This is a genomic window from Anaerospora hongkongensis (assembly GCF_004339805.1).
GTDB classification, from domain to species: domain Bacteria; phylum Bacillota; class Negativicutes; order Sporomusales; family DSM-15969; genus Anaerospora; species Anaerospora hongkongensis.
The window spans coordinates 69,435-87,730 of sequence record NZ_SLUI01000002.1; the positions used below are offsets into that span (position 1 = coordinate 69,435).

Here is an 18,296-nt window from a genome sequence, read left to right on the forward strand (position 1 = left end):
ATCACATCTCGCCTGGAGTGTAAATATCCCTTTGCATCTCTTTTGCTATCGCTTTGCAATCACAGTTTCCCACTGCGGCCAAGTTGCGGACAGCAGCGATAACAACAGCGTTAAGCAGTGAAGTATCAACTGCCCGTGAACCGCCTGCCACCAGATAAACCCCTGCATAGCAGGCACCAAGCTGCCTGGCCAGATATACTTCCGGACACAGACGGTGCCCGGTGATGTCGGCATGGCCCTTAAGCAGTGAAAGCTCTGCCGGACTCTCACCGGGGGAGGCGCTGTTAACCGCATAAATCCCCCGGCTAAAAATCCGGCCTTCCCCCGTCTCCCGGCCTGATTCAACCAATTCATCACGCAGTTCGGGGCAAAGAGCCTGCTCCATTATCAGCCGCGCGTTTCCCTCTAAGAAAACGTGGCTGCGCGGCGGCAGATTGATATAGTCTTCTGGAATAATGATATCCCCCGCTTCGAGCAGCGGATTGATTCCTCTGACGCAGCCCGGAGCAATAATCCGCTTAACGCCGACTTCCCTGAGCACCCAGAAGGCTTGACGGATTTCCTCGCTCTGATCACTTACCAGCGCCCCCCCTTGCAGCCGGCAGGTAATAACCTGACGATCGTCAAGGGCAAACAACCGGAAAACCGGACTTTGCCCGTACGGGGTTTCAAATACCATTTCATCAGCCAGAATTTCCATTCCTGCTTCACCGGTATCCATAGGAAAATCACTGGTTAACGTATCCGTATCGCCGATGATGGCAAAATCGGTTTTAAGCAAATTCATGCAATCAGTCCTCACTTACCGTAGTGTATCGCGGATCAGACGTTCCGCATTTTTCCAGGCAATTTGTTCGATTTGATCATCAGAAAAACCGGCTTTCTCCATTGCTTCCAACAGCTTGCCGATCTGTCCGATGTTTTCTACCTCTACTGCCGGCTTAATGCCGTCGAAGTCACTGCCCAGAGCCATGACCTCAATGCCGCCGGTTTGATAGATATGGTTGAGATGTCTGATCATATCTTCGATCAGGCTGACAGGTGATGTACCTAAAAATGCCTGAGCAAAATTGAGTCCCATAACGCCGCCTTTCGCTGCCAGCAGCCGGATCATTTCATCGGTAAGGTTACGGCTGTGCCCGGTAACTGACCGGGCATTGGAATGAGACGCAATAAATGGCTTGCTCGAAAGTGCAGCCACATCAAAAAATCCCTGATCCGACAAATGCGAAACATCTACCAGCATCCCTAAACGGTTCATCTCCGCCACGATCTCGCGCCCCCGTTCCGTCAGACCCTGCTTTTGATATTCGGGGCTAGTATGAGGAAAACCGATTTCATTGGGGTAGTTCCAGGTAAGTGTCACCAGGCGTACGCCCAGGCGGTAAAAATTTCTCAGGTTAGCTAAGCTGCCTTTAAGGGCTGCCCCTTCTTCAATCGTAAGAAAGGCGGAAATATAACCAGTATTCCAATTCCGGTTCATCTCCTCATAGTTGGTAGCCAACCGGATACGATCCTGATTTTGCGCAAGCTGGCAGTGAAACAGATCAGCCATAGCCAGACACTGCTCCATAGGATTCTGGGCCTGCTTTGCATCAATATAGAGAGCAAAAAACTGAGCCTTAGCCGGAGCCGCTTGTAATTTCTCAATATCCACACATAGACTGCTCGTTTTCAGGCTGCCTTTAGCCGGGTTTTCATATAACTCTAAAATGGTATCACAATGCAAGTCAATAACCGGTATGTTCATTTTCCAGCCTCCCCCATATTCCTTGTTTTTATTATACCTTTGCGTTCTGCACCAGTAAATTCCTTATTAGTATTGCGCTGAGCAGCATGTTTTTTTATAATAAATATATTGACAAATAATGGTTATAGGAGGTACCAGCATGCACATACTAAAGGACAAGCTTGTATTTATCAGCGGAGCCAGCAGCGGCATAGGCCAGGCCTGCGCTGAAGTGTTTGCCAAAGCAGGTGCAAAACTCATTTTGTGCGCCCGAAATAAGGAAAAACTCACCGATATTGCCACTGACCTGAAAGCCAGGTATGGTACCGTCAGCTTTCCCATTCAGCTTGATGTGCAGGATAAAACAGCTGTTCATCAGGCCTGCGACACATTGCCGCAAGAATGGCAAAAAATTGATATTTTGATTAATAACGCCGGTTTAGCCCGGGGAATGGAAAAAGTACAGCAAGGCGACCTGGCAGATTGGGATGCCATGATTGATACCAATATTAAAGGCTTGCTGTACTTAACACGCAAAATTGTGCCGCTCATGCTTGCCAATGAAAATAACGGCCAGGTTATTAATATTGGTTCCATCGCCGGTATTCATGCTTATCCGGGTGGTGCAGTATATTGTGCCACTAAAGCAGCAGTAAAATTTATCAGTGACGGCCTCCGCATGGACGTTGTCGATACGCCTATCCGTGTAACCAACATTCAGCCGGGCATGGTGGAAACCAATTTTAGTATTGTCCGTTTCCACGGCGATGAAGAAAAAGCGGCCGCTGTATACGAAGGTATCACGCCGCTGACGGCAGCCGATATTGCCGATATAGTATTGTACTCAGCAAGTGTGCCGCCGCATGTACAGATTTGTGAAGTGACTGTTACGCCCACGCATCAGGCTACTGGCCGGGTAATCCACCAAGTAAAAAAATAAAAAAGGGGACTGTCCCCTTTTTGTTAGAACTAGATGACTCAATTAAAAAACCGTGCCTGCTGGCACGGTTTTTTTGTACTTCTTAAGGATTTACAGTCGATTTATACGTTTGCTTGCCGTCTTTCAATTCCAGGATTACAGCTGATTTCACAGCATCGTGGTTTTCATTCAGGCTGATCTTGCCTGTTACAGCCGGGTATTCTTTGGTTGCAGCCAGGGCATCGCGGATTTTGCCTGGTTCAGCGCTGTTGGCACGTTTGATTGCGTCGATAAGGACATACATTGCATCATAGCCCAGAACTGCCATCGCATCCGGTACTTGGCCATATTCTTTTTTATAAGCGTCAACAAAAGCTTTTGAAGCTGAGCTGGTGTCTTCTACGGAGTAGTGGTTCGTCATGAAGGTGTTATTCAGAGCAGCAGCGGTACCGATTTCAACCAGTTTGGGTGAATCCCAGCCGTCGCCGCCAACAAACGGAGCAGTTATGCCAAGTTCGCGAGCCTGTTTAACAATTTTACCAACTTCTTCATAATAGCCAGGTACATAGATTACATCAGGGTTAGTGCCCTTGATTTTAACAAGAATTGTTTTGAAGTCCTGGTCTTTTTGCAGGTAAGCTTCTTCCGCTACGATGGTACCATTGCCTTTGGTATAGGCTTCTTTAAAGAATTTAGACAACCCTTTGCTGTAGTCACTGGAATTGTCAACCATAATAGCAGCTTTTTGCAATTTCAGGGTGTTAAGAATAAAGTTGGCTCCTACAGTACCTTGGAAGGGATCAATGAAACAGACACGGAAAACATAGTTTTTCGCTTTACCGGTCTTTTCATCCAATGTTACTTTCGGATTGGTAGTAGCAGCGGCAACAAAAGGAATTTTGTTGTCTTCAGCAACTGTTGAGGCTGCAATAGCATTGGAGCTGACAGTGAAGCCGGTAACGGCAACTACTTTGTCCTGAGATATAACTTTCGTCATTGCATTTGAGGATTCGGAGGGTTCGCTTTTATTATCAGCTACAACCATTTGAATCTGCTTGCCCAATACGCCGCCTTTGGCATTGATTTCTTTCGCAGCTAATTTTGCACCATTAGCAGCTGCTGTACCAAAGGAGGCCGTACCGCCGGTCAATTCATAAATAACTCCAATTTTAATATCGCTGGAACTGGAAGCGGGACTGCCGCCGCCACACCCGGCCAATAAGCCCGACATCATAACAGTTATTAATCCTACGCTGAAAACTTTCAAACTCTTTTTGAACATTTTCTTTTCTCCCCCTTTAGTATCCCTTATCTGCAACCACCCAATTTTTCGCTGTACGCAACCGCCCCCTCTCACTGTTAATAAAATTACATGTTAATAAAACAAAAGATGCTTTACTAAGGCGTAGTGTAATACGCCTTAATAAAGCATCGTTGCTCAAAAACTTTTGTCTTCTATGATTATACATTGTAATTCTTTTTCATCATTTTGACAAGTGTTTTTTTACATCTTCTTTAACATCCATTTTAATGCGATAGGGACCACCAGCAGGATGAACAACAACCGGAACATTTGATAGGAAATAACAACCGATAAGTCGGCATGAACCATCATGGCCGTCAACCCCATCTCGGCTACCCCACCAGGTGCTGTTCCTAAAAAGGCTGTTACCAGACTGTAGCCATACAACGCCTTTAAGATAAAGCCAATGGCAAACGAACATAGCAGAATGCCGACTACGCCGCTTACTGTATAGGGCAGCAGCGTTTTCCAATTGCTCATACTTTCTGCCTTGATATTAGCGCCCATATAAATACCGGTTGATACCTGTGCCACTGTAATCACCCACGTTGGCATAGGCAGCGGCTCCAGGCCAGAGCATACCAATGCCGCCGTAACCAGAGTGGGGCCAAGCATCCAGGGTGTCGGCAGTCCTATCCGCTGAGCAGCTAAAGACCCGATTAATACGGCTGTCACAAAGAATATCGCTGTACCAGGTTCCATTGTACTCTGGGCAGCTGTTCGCTGGATAGCTGTATCCACCACCTCCGCCAAGCCATGACGAGCCAGGAAGGGGACAGTAAACACAACTGCCAATAAGCGCAATGTCTGCATAAAGGTAACTACGGTAGCATCAGCATTCAATTCCTTGCTTAAAACTGCCATTTGGCTTAACCCACCAGGCACAGAGCCTAACAGGCCGCTTGCCAGATCGACGCCTGTCCGCTTATGCGTAATATACCCCATAAATAAACTAAAGGCAATGGTTGCAGCAGTCGCAGCAAGCATCACGGGTAATTGATCGACAATTTGCCTGGCAGTAGTCATAGTAAAGGGGCTGCCCATTGTAATCCCTAATACGACTAAAGCACCTTTACGCAGCACCGCTGGCCAATAGACTACCTTGTTAAATCCCAGTTGAAGAACTAATATTACTGCAAGCGGTCCTAGTGTCCACGGCAGCGGCAAATTCAATACATAAAATACCGTCCCTCCTACCAAAGCCTGGAGAAAGGTCAAGAGTATCTTATAGCTATTCTTCGTTGTTGAAGTAAACTTTGTAGAAATGCATGCCTTTTTCGTCGTCAAACCCCCTCTCAATATGACGAGTTGCATCTTCCAAACCGGATTTAACCTGAATATCTACACCCGTGTCCAGTTTTATATTGCTCTTCATTTTGCGTTTCATCGATTTTACTGCCCCATTGGAAATATCAAATGTTTCCTGCACCACTTTTTCCTGAGTAAGATCATAGTTTTTCTTATGCTGTTTAAACTCATGCATTAATTCAGGATCACCGATAACCTGTTCCGCAAAATCATTGAGATCAAAACTGCTTTTTCCTTCAAAATAGGCTACTGAATTGTTAATAAATGAGACCTGGTCCTTTTTGTCGGCCTGATACATTTGCCCGTAAACATTCTCGGAAAAATCACGGCATAAATTTAAATACGTTTCCGTATGAAAATGATTATCCTCTACAGGAACGACCCGCAAGAATTCTTCTGTCCAGTATTGCGCTTCACTATCACCTTTATTGCCTTTATCAATAATCGCCATCCGGTAGCCGCCAAGTGACTGACTGTTAAAAATAAGACAGCCTTTATCCATTTTTCGAACGTTAATACCATCCTCACAGGCAATGGTAATATCCAGACGATGCTCACTAATCCTGAGGTAAGTGTCTTTATTCTCTGTTTTAAAAATACCGATAGCATCAACTGCCTGTCCGTCTAAAATACAGTCAGCCAAATAAACCATATAAAATTCCCCTTGCTTAACTTTGGGATTAGAGGAATTCTCATATAAATATTTGAGTACATTAACCGATTGGTCATAAAAATTCTGTTTGTTAATAAAAGCCCTGCTAACGCACATATACACTTCATTCAGATGTATATCGGTCTCATGGTGAAAAGAGTACAACTGTTCACTCTTAAAAGAAGACAAAAAATATTTGAGCAGTATTTCTTCTAAGTTACCATCTGTCAGCGGGTAAAGAGCAGGAGTAATTGTCATGCCTTCCCCTTTTAACTTATTTCCGACTTTATGTATGGCCAATTTATCAATACGAGCATGATTCAATTCAAACACGATATCTCTCCTTTAGCTAAAACGACATAAAACTATTATAGCAAAATATAAGAACCGACTGTAAAAATTTATATATTTTTACAATAAAAATAAGAGAGACAGTCACAATCACGTGACTGTCTCTCTTAACAGGTTCATTATCCTGTTATTCTTGTGTTTTTGTTGCTGCTGCCAGCTGCTTCTTTTCCAGTGGAGCAAAATCCAAAGTGGCAAACAAATCTTCCAGTGTTTCGGCGCGGCGAATTAACCGTACTGAGCCATCAGGCCGCAGCAGCAGCTCAGCAGAGCGAAGCTTGCCATTGTAGTTAAAGCCCATGGCGTGGCCGTGAGCACCGGCATCATGGATGACAATTAAATCACCAATATCGATCTGCGGCAGGGCACGGTCGATAGCGAATTTATCATTATTTTCACATAGCGATCCGGTCACATCATATACATGATCCAGGGGCAAATCTTCTTTACCGAGAACAGTGATATGATGATAAGAACCGTATAAGGCAGGCCGCATCAGATTAGCCATGCAGGCATCCAGTCCCACATAGTTCTTGTGAATATTTTTCTTATGCAGCACGGTAGATACCAGGTAACCGTAAGGACCAGTAACCATACGGCCGCATTCGAGCGCCAGCTGCAGCGGATGGAGTCCGTTTGCAGTAATTTTGGCCTCATAGGCTTTTTGCACCTGTTGACCTACATATTTTAGATCAACAGCCTCTTGATCAGGACGATACGGTATGCCAATACCGCCGCCAAGATCAATAAATTCCACACGAATTCCCAGCTCACGATGAATATCTACGGCCAGATCAAACATCATATTAGCAGTTCCCACAAAGGAATCGGGATTGAGTTCGTTGGAAATAACCATGGTATGCAGGCCAAAGCGTTTAACGCCTTTTGCCTTGCAGATACGGAATGCTTCAAAGACCTGCTCGCGAGTCAAGCCATATTTCGCTTCTTCAGGAAAACCAATAATCGTATTACCGTTTTTGAGAAGCGGACCAGGGTTATAGCGGAAGGAAATCATTTCCGGCAAACCGGCATGTTTCTCCAGGTAAGCAATATGGGTAATATCATCTAAATTGATAATTGCTCCCAGTTCTTTGGCCTTCACATACTCATCATAGGGAGTATCATTGGATGAAAAAATAATATCGGCACCAGTAATGCCTACTTTTTCAGCCAGGATTAACTCTGCCATGGAGCTGCAGTCGGCGCCAATGCCTTCTTCTTTCAGAATCTGCATTAAATATGGATTGGGAGCAGCCTTAACGGCAAAGTATTCTTTAAAGCCGGGAGCCCAGGAAAAAGCTGACAACAAGTTGCGGGCATTATCGCGGATTGCTTTTTCATCATAAAGATGAAACGGGGTCGGATAAGTGCGAATAATTTCTTCGAGTTTCTGCTTGGAAACGGGAATTTTTTTATCAGCCAATTTTATTCCTCCTCAAATATCGCTGGCAAACCGCTTTAAAAATAAAAAGCAGTTTGCGTAAAAACTATCTTCGCAAACCGCCAGTTTTACAATGTAATGAACTTAGCTGTGCAAGATAGCGCTCCATCCGAATCCCATTCGGATGACAGTCCTGTGCTTAATTCAGCATAGAACCAGCAAACAACAGCAGGCCTGCTGCCATTCACTTCGGCGGCCCTTCCTTTCAGTATCTGTCCTCGCCGGCCAGCTCAAGATACTTACTATTAATAACCGCACCTCTACCTAAGAATATTTATTTTATACTAGTATAGCGCCTGATAACAACCAGTGTCAACCTTTAGTACATTAACCTCATTAAATTTTGGTCTATTTTGAGAAACTTTCTTAATTAGTGGCGTTGTATCCCTTTTTCACTGTACTTGTTCAGCAACTCACTAACCGTAACAATCTGATAACCTTCGGCCTTTATTTTCTCCAGCAGAATAGGCAGCGCCTCAGCAGTCTGAACCGGTGTATCGGAAGCATGCATGAGGATAATTGCCCCTGGTTTGAGGCGTTTCATAATCCGGTCAACAATCACATCCCTGCCGGGATTCTTCCAGTCCAGCGAATCTACATTCCAGATAATGGTTTTATACCCTATTTCCTGAGTAGCCTGTAACGATTTCTGGCTGTAATGTCCATTTGGCGGGCGCATCAGCGTAGCATCCACACCGGTCACTTCTTTGATCTGGGCATGGGCTTTCTGTAAGTCCTCTTTTACCCATTCCGGTGTTCTATCGCCATAGTTTTCATGTTTGAAACCATGGCTGGCGATTTCATGCCCATCAGCAACCATGCGCTGAGCCACCTCGGGAAATTTTTTTGCCCAGGGACCCATAATAAAAAAAGTGACTTTCGTATCATTTTTCTTTAAGGTATCCAAGATGGATGGCGTAAATTTATTCCCCCACGAATGATCAAACGTCAACGCCACTACCTTTTGGTCCGTCCTGGTAGCCGCAATTGCGATCGGGCCGCTGGTATTGATTTGATCGGAAACCTGAACATAAACGGCACTAATAGCAAAAAGGCCGATAATACTGAAAAAAATGTGCCGATGGCTAAGCAGCCGGCGCAAATCAAGAATCATAATCCGCTCCACCTCCCAACATACACTACCAATCTATGCTTGAAGATGGTCTATTATGCGTTTTCCTTATTGCCAGCGGATATAAGGAAACCTTTTTACGACATATAGGATCAGCCGGTCGGATATAGAATAGGCCAGCCGCAAGGTGAGCACAACCGTACCGGCCGTAATCCACCAAAGATAATCGCTGTGCCTTAAGGCAGCGGGAATAAACAAAACGGCGGCAGCAATTACGGCAATGCTGGCAGCAGTAAGCGGGATAGCCGTCTGTATGGCACCAAAAGTCCATTTACCATAGATACGGGTTATCTCCTGATCCCGGCTGGCGGAAAATACAGCTTGAATAGCGGCGGCCTTTTCCTGCACCCAGCTTTCCGTTTTTCCTGTAACGGCATAAGAACCGCCGGCAGGAGGATAATTACGAAATACAATAGCAATATTGCCTGCCTCGGCCACTTCAACGGTAAGGACTATATAATCAATATATGGCAGTTGCTGCAACAAGGCAACCATCTGCTGCCTGTCCTGAATAATCCTGGCCGGACGGTCGCTAACCTTGCCAAGTCTGTCACAGCCTGTACCGATTTCGGCACTCCACGTATAAGTATCTGGCGGACCGAAGCTGTCCCACAACTGCCCCACCATTGCTTCATTCCAGCTGCAGGCCGGCAGCAGGGCTTTCGCAGTATAGTCTTGCATATCATCTACCTCCCCTTTTCATTATAGGACAAATACGGGTAAAGGCAATAAAAAAACAAAAGAGGCTTCCCACGAGTCACTCATCTCGTGAGAAGCCTCCACTAACAAATCCTGGTCACTCAGCCAAGCTTTTATTAGCTTAATTTTTGCGATGCGGTCAGACTGTGGTCATAAAGGGTTATCGCACAATAAGCCCTCATATTCCACTGGCTGTTGGGGCGTGATTACATCATGCCGCCCATGCCCATGCCGCCCATTCCACCCATACCGCCCATGCCTGCTGCCGCTGCGCCGCCGTCTTTTTCCGGTTTGTCAGCAACAAGAGTTTCGGTAGTAAGAACCATAGCGGCAATGCTGGCTGCGTTTTGCAGGGCAGAGCGCGTTACTTTGGCAGGATCTACAATACCGGCTGCAACCATGTCCACATACTCTTCAGAAAGAGCATTGAAACCGATGCCTTTGCCAGTCTTTTTCACGTTTTCTACAACAACGGAGCCTTCCAGACCAGCATTGTTGGCGATTTGACGTACTGGTTCTTCAATCGCGCGTTTCACGATTTGAATACCGGTTTTAACGTCGCCAGTAGCCTGTAAGCCTTCCAGTGCAGGAAGAATATCGATGAAGGTAGTACCGCCGCCGGCAACAATACCTTCTTCTACTGCAGCGCGAGTTGCGTTCAGAGCATCTTCGATGCGCAGTTTTTTCTCTTTCAGCTCAACTTCAGTAGCTGCGCCTACTTGAATAACTGCTACGCCGCCAGCCAGTTTAGCCAAACGCTCTTGCAGTTTTTCTTTATCGAAATCGGAAGTAGTTTCTTCCACTTGTGCTTTGATTTGACCAACGCGTTTTTTGATTTCTTCCGCGTCGCCATAACCTTCAACGATCGTGGTTTCTTCCTTGGATACGCGTACCTGACGGGCGCGGCCCAGATCTTCCAGCGTTACGCTGTCAAGCTTACGGCCCAATTCTTCGGTAATAACGGCACCACCAGTAAGAATGGCGATGTCTTCGAGCATTGCTTTACGACGGTCACCAAAGCCAGGAGCCTTAACAGCTACTGCGCGGAAAGTACCGCGGAGTTTATTAACAACTAAAGTTGCCAACGCTTCGCCTTCTACGTCTTCAGCAATAATCAACAGTTCTTTGCCGGACTGTACTACTTTTTCCAAAGCAGGCAGCATATCGGCAATGGCACCAATTTTGCGGTCAGTGATCAGAATGTACGGCTCGTTCATAACGGCTTCCATTTTGTCCGCATCAGTAATCATGTAAGGGGAAATGTAGCCGCGGTCAAATTGCATACCTTCAACCACTTGCAGTTCAGTTCCCATACCTTTTGATTCTTCAACGGTAATTACGCCGTCTTTACCTACTTTTTCCATCGCTTCAGCAATCAGGGTGCCGATTTCTTCGTCACCGGCAGAGATAGAAGCAACCTGTGCAATTGCATCTTTGCCTTCAACTACGATAGCGCGGTCTTTGATTTCCGTTACAAGAGTTTTTACGGCAGTTTCGATTCCTTTTCTCAGAATCATCGGATTTGCACCGGCTGCAACGTTGCGCATGCCTTCGCGAATCATAGCCTGAGCAAGAAGGGTAGCGGTTGTGGTGCCGTCGCCTGCTACATCATTGGTTTTCGTAGCAACTTCTTTCACCAGCTGAGCTCCCATATTTTCAAACGGATCTTCCAGCTCGATATCACGGGCGATGGTTACGCCGTCATTGGTAATGGTAGGAGCACCGAATTTTTTATCCAGCACAACATTGCGACCTTTAGGTCCAAGAGTAACTTTTACAGCATTAGCCAGGGCGTTTACGCCTCTTTCCAGTGCGCGGCGTGCTTCTTCGTCAAAAAGAATTTGCTTAGCCATTTATGTATCCCTCCATAATTTAAAATATAACAAGTTAGAAGTTATTCAACGATTGCCAGGATATCTCTTTCACTTAGGATCAGATAATCTTGGCCGTCGAGTTTCACTTCAGTACCAGCATACTTGGAGTATATGACTTTGTCGCCTTCTTTCACTTCCAAAGCCACACGTTGTCCGTTCTCCAGTACTTTGCCAGTGCCAACAGCCACGATTTTGCCCTCTTGGGGTTTTTCCTTAGCAGTGTCGGGAAGCAGGATACCGCTTTTGGTTTTTTCTTCTTTTTCCAGTACCTTAATGACTACTCTGTCGCCTAATGGCTTAATCATTGAAATGACCTCCTTTATATAACTTCTATTTTGACTTTTTGTTAGCACTCGATGATGGCGAGTGCTAATTTCACTACTAATATTATCGAATTTGACTGTAAAAATCAAGAGGCTTAGGTAGAAAATGCATCTTTTTTTACAAAAAAAAACCGCCTCAGGTAAGTTTTTCACCTTCTGGCGATTTTATACAGCTTATTTCCGTTTGGTCGATGCTTCAACAATTGCTTCTGCCACTTCGCGAATCGATTTTCGCTTGCTCATGCTGTACTGCTGAATACGACGGTACGCTTCGTTTTCACTCAAATTATACGCATCCATGAGTATGCCTTTGGCCCGGTCAAGAATCTTGCGGGTTTCCAGCGAGTTTTTCACATCTTCCAGTTCCCGTTCCAATTCAGCAAATTCCTGAAAGCGGGAGATGGCAATTTCCATAGCAGGGAAGAGATTGACCTCTTTAACCGGCTTAACCAAATAAGCCAAAACACCTGAATCCTTAGCTTTCTCAACAATATCCTTCTGACTAAAAGCCGTTAAGAGCAGAACAGGCGCCAGTTTCTCATTGGAGATGATTTTCGCGGCGGTAATCCCGTCCATTTCCGGCATTTTAATATCCATGATGACCAGGTCGGGACGAGACTTACGAGCTAAATCAACGGCCTTAAGACCGTCGGATGCTTCACCTACCACTGTATGGCCTGCCTCTTCGAGAAGTTCACGCAAGTCCATGCGAATGATGGATTCATTATCGGCAACTACGATTCGCAAATTTTCCATAGATTACTCTCCCTCCCTTGGTCTAGGAATGGTAATACAGGCATGAGTCCCGCCCTTGGAGTACAGTTCAAACCGACCGCCTAAATCGGTCTCGATAAGGGTACGGACAATCTGAAGTCCCAGACTGCTGGATGAACGCTGCCCGAAGTGTTCAGGCAAGCCAACGCCATTGTCATAGATATCAATTTGATAGGTATCAGGCAATATTGCGATATCGAGACCGATCAGGCCTTCTTTGAGTCCAACAAACCCATGCTCAATCGAATTCTGAATTAGCTCATTAATCACAAGTGCCAGGCTGGTAGCCTGCTCAGAAGGCATGATCACCGTCTGACCATTGAAGATAGTTTGAATGTTAAAATTCGGCTCCAGCATATTTTGAATCACCAGGTCCAAAATATTTTTCGCAACCTCAGCAACATCAATCACTTCCGCATCCTGCTGGGACAAAAATTCATGGACCACCGATATGCTGAGAATCCTGTTGACACTTTCCCGAAGAGCGGCCTTCACTTCATCAGACTGAGTGCGCCGCGCCTGCAGGCGAAGCAGGCTGGCAATTGTTTGTAAGTTGTTTTTGACGCGGTGATGAATTTCCTGAATGACCGCCGACTTAATCAGCAGCTCTTTCTCTTTTTGCTTCAGTTCGGTCACATCGGCAGTTATGACAACTGTGCGAAGCGTTTTTCCGGCTACTACAATCGGAATAGCCCGTTGAACAAGTACCATCTGTCCTTGTTCCACTTCTTCCTCCGCAGCAGTTTGCGCATTGGCTGCCCTTTGGGCCAGACGCAGATTGATACGCCGGTCATAAACACGGCGGCCAACCATTCGTCCGACTCCCATAATATTATATATGCTGTTAGCGGCTGCATTAGCAAAAATAATTTCGCCTTGCTCATCAACAAGGATAATTCCGTCACGGGCTGATAACTGACGGTAAACAGCACTTCCCCGGCTGCGGGGCATTCCAAGCAGCATATTGGCAGTTTCCATCAGAACATTCTGTCCTAATACCGTTTCAACACCGCCTGTTTCAAAGCTGACAACGGCAATAATTTTGCCGTCCTCATCATGCAAGGCGGAGGTTTGCATTTCCGCCACCAGTCCGATAGCCCATTCCCGCTGGCCGGCAATATGCTCTCCTGAATTTAAAGTGCGCCATACAAGCGGCTCTTCTGCAGCCTGCACAGTAGACCCCAGCAAATTAGTCCGATCCTTAACTAAGGTGGTATTCGGTTTTGCCTGAGCAACAATTACCAAAAACTGTTCATGAATCGCACGCGCGTAAACAGTAGCTTGAGCATGAGATAGATCGCTGGCAAGCTGCAATAGAGCACAACTTTGTTCCAGCCTGTCAATTTGAGCGGCTGACAAAGTAGTCGTCTTCCGGCACACATCGGCCACAATTCCCATAGCAACCTCCCCGCTGATTTGAATTTTAACCTATTCCACCAGCAGTATTAAAATTCCTTGTTACTAGCTGCTAATTTTCGCAAGCTTTTAGGATAAGTTTGTAACTATGTAACCTTAGTTATTGGGACATTTGTATTTATCCCCGTCTTATCCACAATATCCACAATCTTATCCACATTTTAAAAGCCTTATTCACGCTGCCGCAATCCTACTTATCCACACTGTCCACAATTGTCATATTTTTATTTATCCACAATTATTGTCCCAGTTTTAATGACGGCAAGGCATTTAAGCGTAAATCGGTAAATTTATTTGCCTGTGCTTTATAATAAGCCCGGCAGGCAATCATCGCGGCATTATCGGTACAAAGCACAGGGGATGGAAAATACAGCGACAGGCCCCGTGCACTGCACTCTGCGCCCAGCGCGCTTTGCAGCCTGCTGTTGGCAGCCACCCCTCCGGCCAGTACCACCTGCTTAACCGAGCAAGCATCCACGGCCTGCAGTGTCTTAGCCACCAGCACATCGACAACAGCTGTTTGAAAGCTTGCGGCCACATCAGCCTGATTAATCGTCTCGCCCCGCTGGGCAGCACTATTTAAATAATTAAGGACAGCAGACTTAAGGCCGCTGAAGCTAAATTCAAAACTCCCCGGAGCTACCAGCGCCCGGGGAAATTCAATCGCCTTACTGTCACCTGTTAAAGCCAGGCGGTCAATCTGCGGGCCTCCAGGATAGGGAAGTCCCATGACGCGAGCAATTTTGTCAAAGGCTTCGCCGGCAGCATCGTCACGCGTTTGACCAAGCAATTCAAAATCGTTGTAATCTTTCAGCCATACCAGGGAAGTGTGTCCGCCAGAAACAACTAAAGCGACAAACGGCGGCTTCAGCTCAGGATGACTGAGGAAATTAGCAAAGATATGTCCCTCCAGGTGATTCACCCCTACTAATGGTTTATCCAAACCAAAAGCCATCGCTTTGGCTGTGGCTAACCCGACAAGCAAAGCGCCAACTAAGCCGGGGCCGTATGTTACGCCAATAACATCTACCTGTGCGAGCGTTATCCGGGCAGCCTGAAGCGCTTCCTCCACGACCGGCAAAACGCTTTCAATATGCTTGCGGGAAGCAATTTCCGGCACGACACCGCCATATTTTTGATGCAGCGGAATTTGGGAAGAAATAATATTTGACAGGATTGTCCGCCCGTCAGCAATTACCGCTGCCGATGTTTCATCACAACTGGTTTCTAAGGCAAGGGTTACATGCACAAACAGAACCTCCAATTTTATTGCTATTATTTACATGTATGGATACGCCTGAAAAAAGGCAAATTAAAAACGGGCTAGGAAAACAAGTGCCCAGAAAGGGGGGTTTTAACAATGGCACGTTCGAGAAAACCGGTAAATCCGGCAGCAGAAAACGCGCTGGATCAAATGAAGTTTGAAGTTGCTTCTGAACTGGGTATTGCCGACCACGTCCGTTCTAACGGCTGGAACACAATGACTTCCGCTGATTGCGGTCGTGTTGGCGGTCACATGGTTCGTAAGATGATTGAGCAATACGAATCCACTTTAAAGTAAGTTGTTTTAACGGGCGGCGCTAGCCGCCCTTATTTATTTTGAGCAGTAACACAACAGGCTCCCGCTGAATATGCTGTAACACAATCACCCTGGGCCGTAAGAAAAACGGCTCATTTTTTTATTGTTTTATAGTTCACACCACATGATAAGCGCATCTTCCCGGTTATCGGTATAATAATTGCGTCGTTTGCCGCGAGACACAAACCCCAGCTTAGTATATAAGGCCTGCGCTTTCACATTGGATACGCGCACTTCCAGAGTCATACTGACGGCACCGCGCTCCCGGGCCAATTCCATGAGGGCACGAACCAGTTGTTCCCCCAGACCGGCTCCCCGGTAAGCTGCCGCAAGTGCAATATTGGTGACATGTGCCTCATCAATGATCAGCCACATTCCGGCATAACCGGCGATTACCCCTCCCACATCGACCACCAGATAATAGGCTAATTCATTGTCGGAAGTTTCCGCCTCAAAGGCCGCTCTTGACCAGGGTGTGGTAAACGCCTCATTCTCTACTTTTAGAACGGCGTCCACATCCATAAAATTCATCCGCCTGATTTTCATAAGCACTTACCATGACGCTGTTCCCATAATACTTCCGCTTCACTGCGGCGAATATAGAGCGGCTCCAGCGTCATAACATCATGCCGGATTCCCTGTCTAAGCAACTGATGGCCAAGCAAGGCCACACTACCCGCCCGGGGCAGGATAATATGGGGCGGTGCCAGCTCAATTGGATCTGCTGCTGCTACAATTGCTTCCTGGAATAACACAGCTCCTTCCCCCAGCATAATCACAGGCAGCGGCTGGCTCGCCAGCTCATTGATAGCCTCCTGGTGAGCGATGACCCGGGGCGGTATAACTTCCTGCAACATGCCCTTTTCCCAGCGGTATACCGCTTGATATACATTCCCCTTCTGCGCGTCAAGCAGGGGGCAAATCAGGGAATTCGGTGCAGGACAGGCATAGGCCAGGGCCGCTAACGTGGACACACCAATTACCGGTACATTCCAGACATAAGCCAGCGCCTTGGCAGTAGCCAAACCGATTCTAAGTCCGGTAAACGAACCAGGTCCAATACTGACGGCTATAGCAGTAATATCCTCTTTCGCCACCTGCCCCAGCTCAAGCAGTTGCTCAATATGGGGCATTAACCTTTCTGAATGCGTTTTCTTGGTTTGTACAATGATTTCAGCCACCAGTTTATCGGCTGTTGCCAGCGCGACACCGGAAGCCAGCGTTGCAGTTTCTATCGCTAGGAGCACGCTTGTTTCAACTCCTCATATAACAAATGATGGCGCGCTCCCTGAGCAGACACCTTGATTATCCGGCTGTCGTCACCGGTCTTTACCAGCTCAATCCGTAAATAGCTGTCCGGCATATAGCCGGGAAATTTATCCGGCCACTCGATGATGGCAATGCCGTCACCTCCGGTATATTCGTCAAAGCCAATATCCATCAGCTGTTCAGGCTCCTCGAGACGGTACAAATCAAAATGATAAACCGGTACCGTTCCTTCATATACATTCATAACGGTAAAAGTAGGACTGGTAATTTCCCCGTCCAGGCCTAATCCCTGGGCAATTCCCTGCACGAAAAGAGTTTTCCCTGCCCCCAGGTCTCCGATAAGGCAAAGCACATTTCCCGTCCGCAGCAATTGTCCCAGCTGCCTGCCAAAAGACAACGTCTGCTCCGGTGCTGTTGAAACGATCTCCATAATATCCTCCAGTTTTAATTGCGGCAAAAATGATTGTAGCCTCTTGGCTCCAGCTTGTAAGACCTGCCTGCCTCATCAAGCAAAGTTACTCCATCACCGGATGGCAGTACTTCACCAATTTTCGTTATCACCGCTCCCGGGTCAATAGAGTTAATAAGGGCAAATTGACCGGGCTCCATCGTAAACAGTAATTGAAAATCCTCGCCGCCGTACAGTGCATAGTCCAACGGTTCTTGCCCCAGCACAGCCGCAGCTTCCCTGATTTCCGGCGATAACGGGATGCACTCTTTTACAACCCGGATACTTACATTGCTGGCCTGAGCAATTTCATGCAGTTCACTGGCAAGACCGTCACTGACATCATCCATGCTGGTCGCTCCGTGCGCTGCCAGCAACTGGCCTGTTCTCACCAGCGGCCGCGGCGTTAAATGTGAAGTTACCAGCGGCCACGAAAAATCATGCTCCTCCCATTCGCCCCGCGAAAGCAAGGCCAAACCTGCCGAAGAGTTGCCAAGGACGTTCGTAACAGCAACAATATCACCCGGTTTTGCGCCCGAGCGTTTAACAAGATGAGCCGGTTCCACCTCGCCCATAACAGCCACATTGATAACAAGCCCGCCAGGAGAGGAAACCGTATCCCCGCCGACAATATTAACGCCGTATTCACGGCAGATTTCCTTCATACCATTATACAGATTAAGTACAAAATCCACTGCCGTGTGCCGGGGCAGGGCGATAGACACAACCGCATGGCGAGGTGCCCCTCCCATAGCGGCAATATCACTTAAGTTCACCGCAACCGCTTTATACCCCAGCTGCATAGGCGTAGTGGTAGTCAAATCGAAATGAACATTCTCCACCAGCATGTCCGTCGTTATCAGCTGCAGCTGACGAGGGGTCGGCAAAAGTACGGCAGCATCATCGCCAATGCCGGTAACAACCGTACCCGGATCGTTGATTGTATCTTGTTTAATCAGGTCAATAAGACCAAACTCGCCCACATCTTTGAGTTCCATGGGACACCACCATATCTATTTTTGTCTGATATTGCGTTTTATTTAAGATGACATTCGAAATAGAGGCAACTATTTCCTGCATTG

General features: G+C 46.8%; 19 protein-coding genes and 1 riboswitch. Of the genes, 2 read left to right on the forward strand and 17 right to left on the reverse strand.

All coding sequences use genetic code 11. The features are described from left to right. Window position 1: 1 nt before the first annotated feature. Both EV210_RS02765 and EV210_RS02770 read right to left on the reverse strand, forming a co-directional pair. Window positions 2-787, reverse strand: coding sequence for a phosphorylase family protein (locus tag EV210_RS02765; protein WP_132075293.1), 786 nt, complete (start codon window positions 785-787; stop codon window positions 2-4). Between the two features lie 15 nt (window positions 788-802). Next, entirely contained in the window at window positions 803-1,750 is a 948-nt protein-coding gene (locus EV210_RS02770; RefSeq protein WP_243650408.1) for a dipeptidase, read from the reverse strand. A 139-nt stretch (window positions 1,751-1,889) separates the two neighbouring features. Here EV210_RS02770 and EV210_RS02775 point away from each other — a divergent pair, with 139 nt between their 5' ends. Beyond that, on the forward strand, window positions 1,890-2,669 hold the full coding sequence (locus EV210_RS02775; RefSeq protein WP_132075295.1) for an SDR family NAD(P)-dependent oxidoreductase: 780 nt from the start codon (window positions 1,890-1,892) through the stop codon (window positions 2,667-2,669). A gap of 82 nt (window positions 2,670-2,751) precedes the next feature. On the opposite strand, the gene EV210_RS02780 is transcribed toward EV210_RS02775, so the two are convergent. The 11 genes from EV210_RS02780 to tsaD form a co-directional block, all read right to left on the reverse strand. Then, complete coding sequence (locus EV210_RS02780) at window positions 2,752-3,930, reverse strand: ABC transporter substrate-binding protein (protein WP_132075297.1); 1,179 nt, start codon at window positions 3,928-3,930, stop codon at window positions 2,752-2,754. Between the two features lie 222 nt (window positions 3,931-4,152). Then, window positions 4,153-5,238, reverse strand: a complete 1,086-nt coding sequence (locus EV210_RS02785; RefSeq protein ID WP_165898763.1) for an AbrB family transcriptional regulator — start codon at window positions 5,236-5,238, stop codon at window positions 4,153-4,155. Beyond that, window positions 5,183-6,244, reverse strand: a complete 1,062-nt coding sequence (locus EV210_RS02790) for a nucleoid-associated protein (RefSeq protein ID WP_132075301.1) — start codon at window positions 6,242-6,244, stop codon at window positions 5,183-5,185. Before EV210_RS02790 ends, EV210_RS02785 begins: the two co-directional genes overlap by 56 nt. 145 nt (window positions 6,245-6,389) lie before the next feature. Then, window positions 6,390-7,682 carry a diaminopimelate decarboxylase family protein gene (locus EV210_RS02795; RefSeq protein ID WP_132075303.1) on the reverse strand — a complete coding sequence of 431 codons (1,293 nt, stop codon included), beginning with the start codon at window positions 7,680-7,682 and terminating at the stop codon, window positions 6,390-6,392. A 108-nt stretch (window positions 7,683-7,790) separates the two neighbouring features. Continuing rightward, a riboswitch (Lysine riboswitch) is annotated at window positions 7,791-7,971 on the reverse strand. Window positions 7,972-8,070: 99 nt separating this feature from the next. Beyond that, entirely contained in the window at window positions 8,071-8,814 is a 744-nt protein-coding gene (pdaB, locus tag EV210_RS02800) for a polysaccharide deacetylase family sporulation protein PdaB (RefSeq protein ID WP_132075305.1), read from the reverse strand. Window positions 8,815-8,880: 66 nt separating this feature from the next. Then, on the reverse strand, window positions 8,881-9,513 hold the full coding sequence (locus EV210_RS02805) for a hypothetical protein (protein ID WP_132075307.1): 633 nt from the start codon (window positions 9,511-9,513) through the stop codon (window positions 8,881-8,883). A 224-nt stretch (window positions 9,514-9,737) separates the two neighbouring features. Further along, on the reverse strand, window positions 9,738-11,384 hold the full coding sequence (groL, locus tag EV210_RS02810; RefSeq protein WP_132075309.1) for a chaperonin GroEL: 1,647 nt from the start codon (window positions 11,382-11,384) through the stop codon (window positions 9,738-9,740). A 41-nt stretch (window positions 11,385-11,425) separates the two neighbouring features. Next, the gene (gene groES / locus EV210_RS02815) at window positions 11,426-11,710 is read right to left on the reverse strand and encodes a co-chaperone GroES (RefSeq protein WP_132075311.1); all 285 of its coding nucleotides are present in this window, start codon (window positions 11,708-11,710) and stop codon (window positions 11,426-11,428) included. Between the two features lie 192 nt (window positions 11,711-11,902). Continuing rightward, entirely contained in the window at window positions 11,903-12,484 is a 582-nt protein-coding gene (locus tag EV210_RS02820) for an ANTAR domain-containing response regulator (RefSeq protein WP_132075313.1), read from the reverse strand. 3 nt (window positions 12,485-12,487) lie between these two features. Continuing rightward, window positions 12,488-13,900: a sensor histidine kinase gene (locus EV210_RS02825; RefSeq protein ID WP_132075315.1), complete on the reverse strand. Its 1,413-nt coding sequence runs from the start codon at window positions 13,898-13,900 to the stop codon at window positions 12,488-12,490. A 256-nt stretch (window positions 13,901-14,156) separates the two neighbouring features. Further along, window positions 14,157-15,167 (reverse strand): tRNA (adenosine(37)-N6)-threonylcarbamoyltransferase complex transferase subunit TsaD, encoded by a 1,011-nt coding sequence (tsaD, locus tag EV210_RS02830; RefSeq protein ID WP_243650410.1) that lies wholly within the window; start codon window positions 15,165-15,167, stop codon window positions 14,157-14,159. A gap of 111 nt (window positions 15,168-15,278) precedes the next feature. Between tsaD and EV210_RS02835 the strand changes: the two genes are divergently transcribed. Then, entirely contained in the window at window positions 15,279-15,479 is a 201-nt protein-coding gene (locus EV210_RS02835) for an alpha/beta-type small acid-soluble spore protein (protein ID WP_132075319.1), read from the forward strand. A 126-nt stretch (window positions 15,480-15,605) separates the two neighbouring features. Here EV210_RS02835 and rimI read toward each other — a convergent pair whose 3' ends face one another. Genes rimI through thiL form a run of 4 tightly spaced genes read right to left on the reverse strand, consistent with a single transcriptional unit; the run spans window position 15,606 to window position 18,212 of the window. Then, the gene (gene rimI, locus EV210_RS02840) at window positions 15,606-16,019 is read right to left on the reverse strand and encodes a ribosomal protein S18-alanine N-acetyltransferase (protein WP_243650411.1); all 414 of its coding nucleotides are present in this window, start codon (window positions 16,017-16,019) and stop codon (window positions 15,606-15,608) included. 20 nt (window positions 16,020-16,039) lie between these two features. Beyond that, window positions 16,040-16,744, reverse strand: a complete 705-nt coding sequence (gene tsaB / locus EV210_RS02845) for a tRNA (adenosine(37)-N6)-threonylcarbamoyltransferase complex dimerization subunit type 1 TsaB (RefSeq protein ID WP_132075323.1) — start codon at window positions 16,742-16,744, stop codon at window positions 16,040-16,042. Beyond that, a complete protein-coding gene (gene tsaE, locus EV210_RS02850) occupies window positions 16,735-17,196 on the reverse strand; it encodes a tRNA (adenosine(37)-N6)-threonylcarbamoyltransferase complex ATPase subunit type 1 TsaE (RefSeq protein WP_312198122.1) in 462 nt (153 codons plus the stop codon). The genes tsaB and tsaE overlap by 10 nt, the downstream gene beginning before the upstream one ends. Before the next feature lie 14 nt (window positions 17,197-17,210). Continuing rightward, entirely contained in the window at window positions 17,211-18,212 is a 1,002-nt protein-coding gene (gene thiL / locus EV210_RS02855) for a thiamine-phosphate kinase (RefSeq protein ID WP_132075325.1), read from the reverse strand. Window positions 18,213-18,296: the final 84 nt, after the last annotated feature.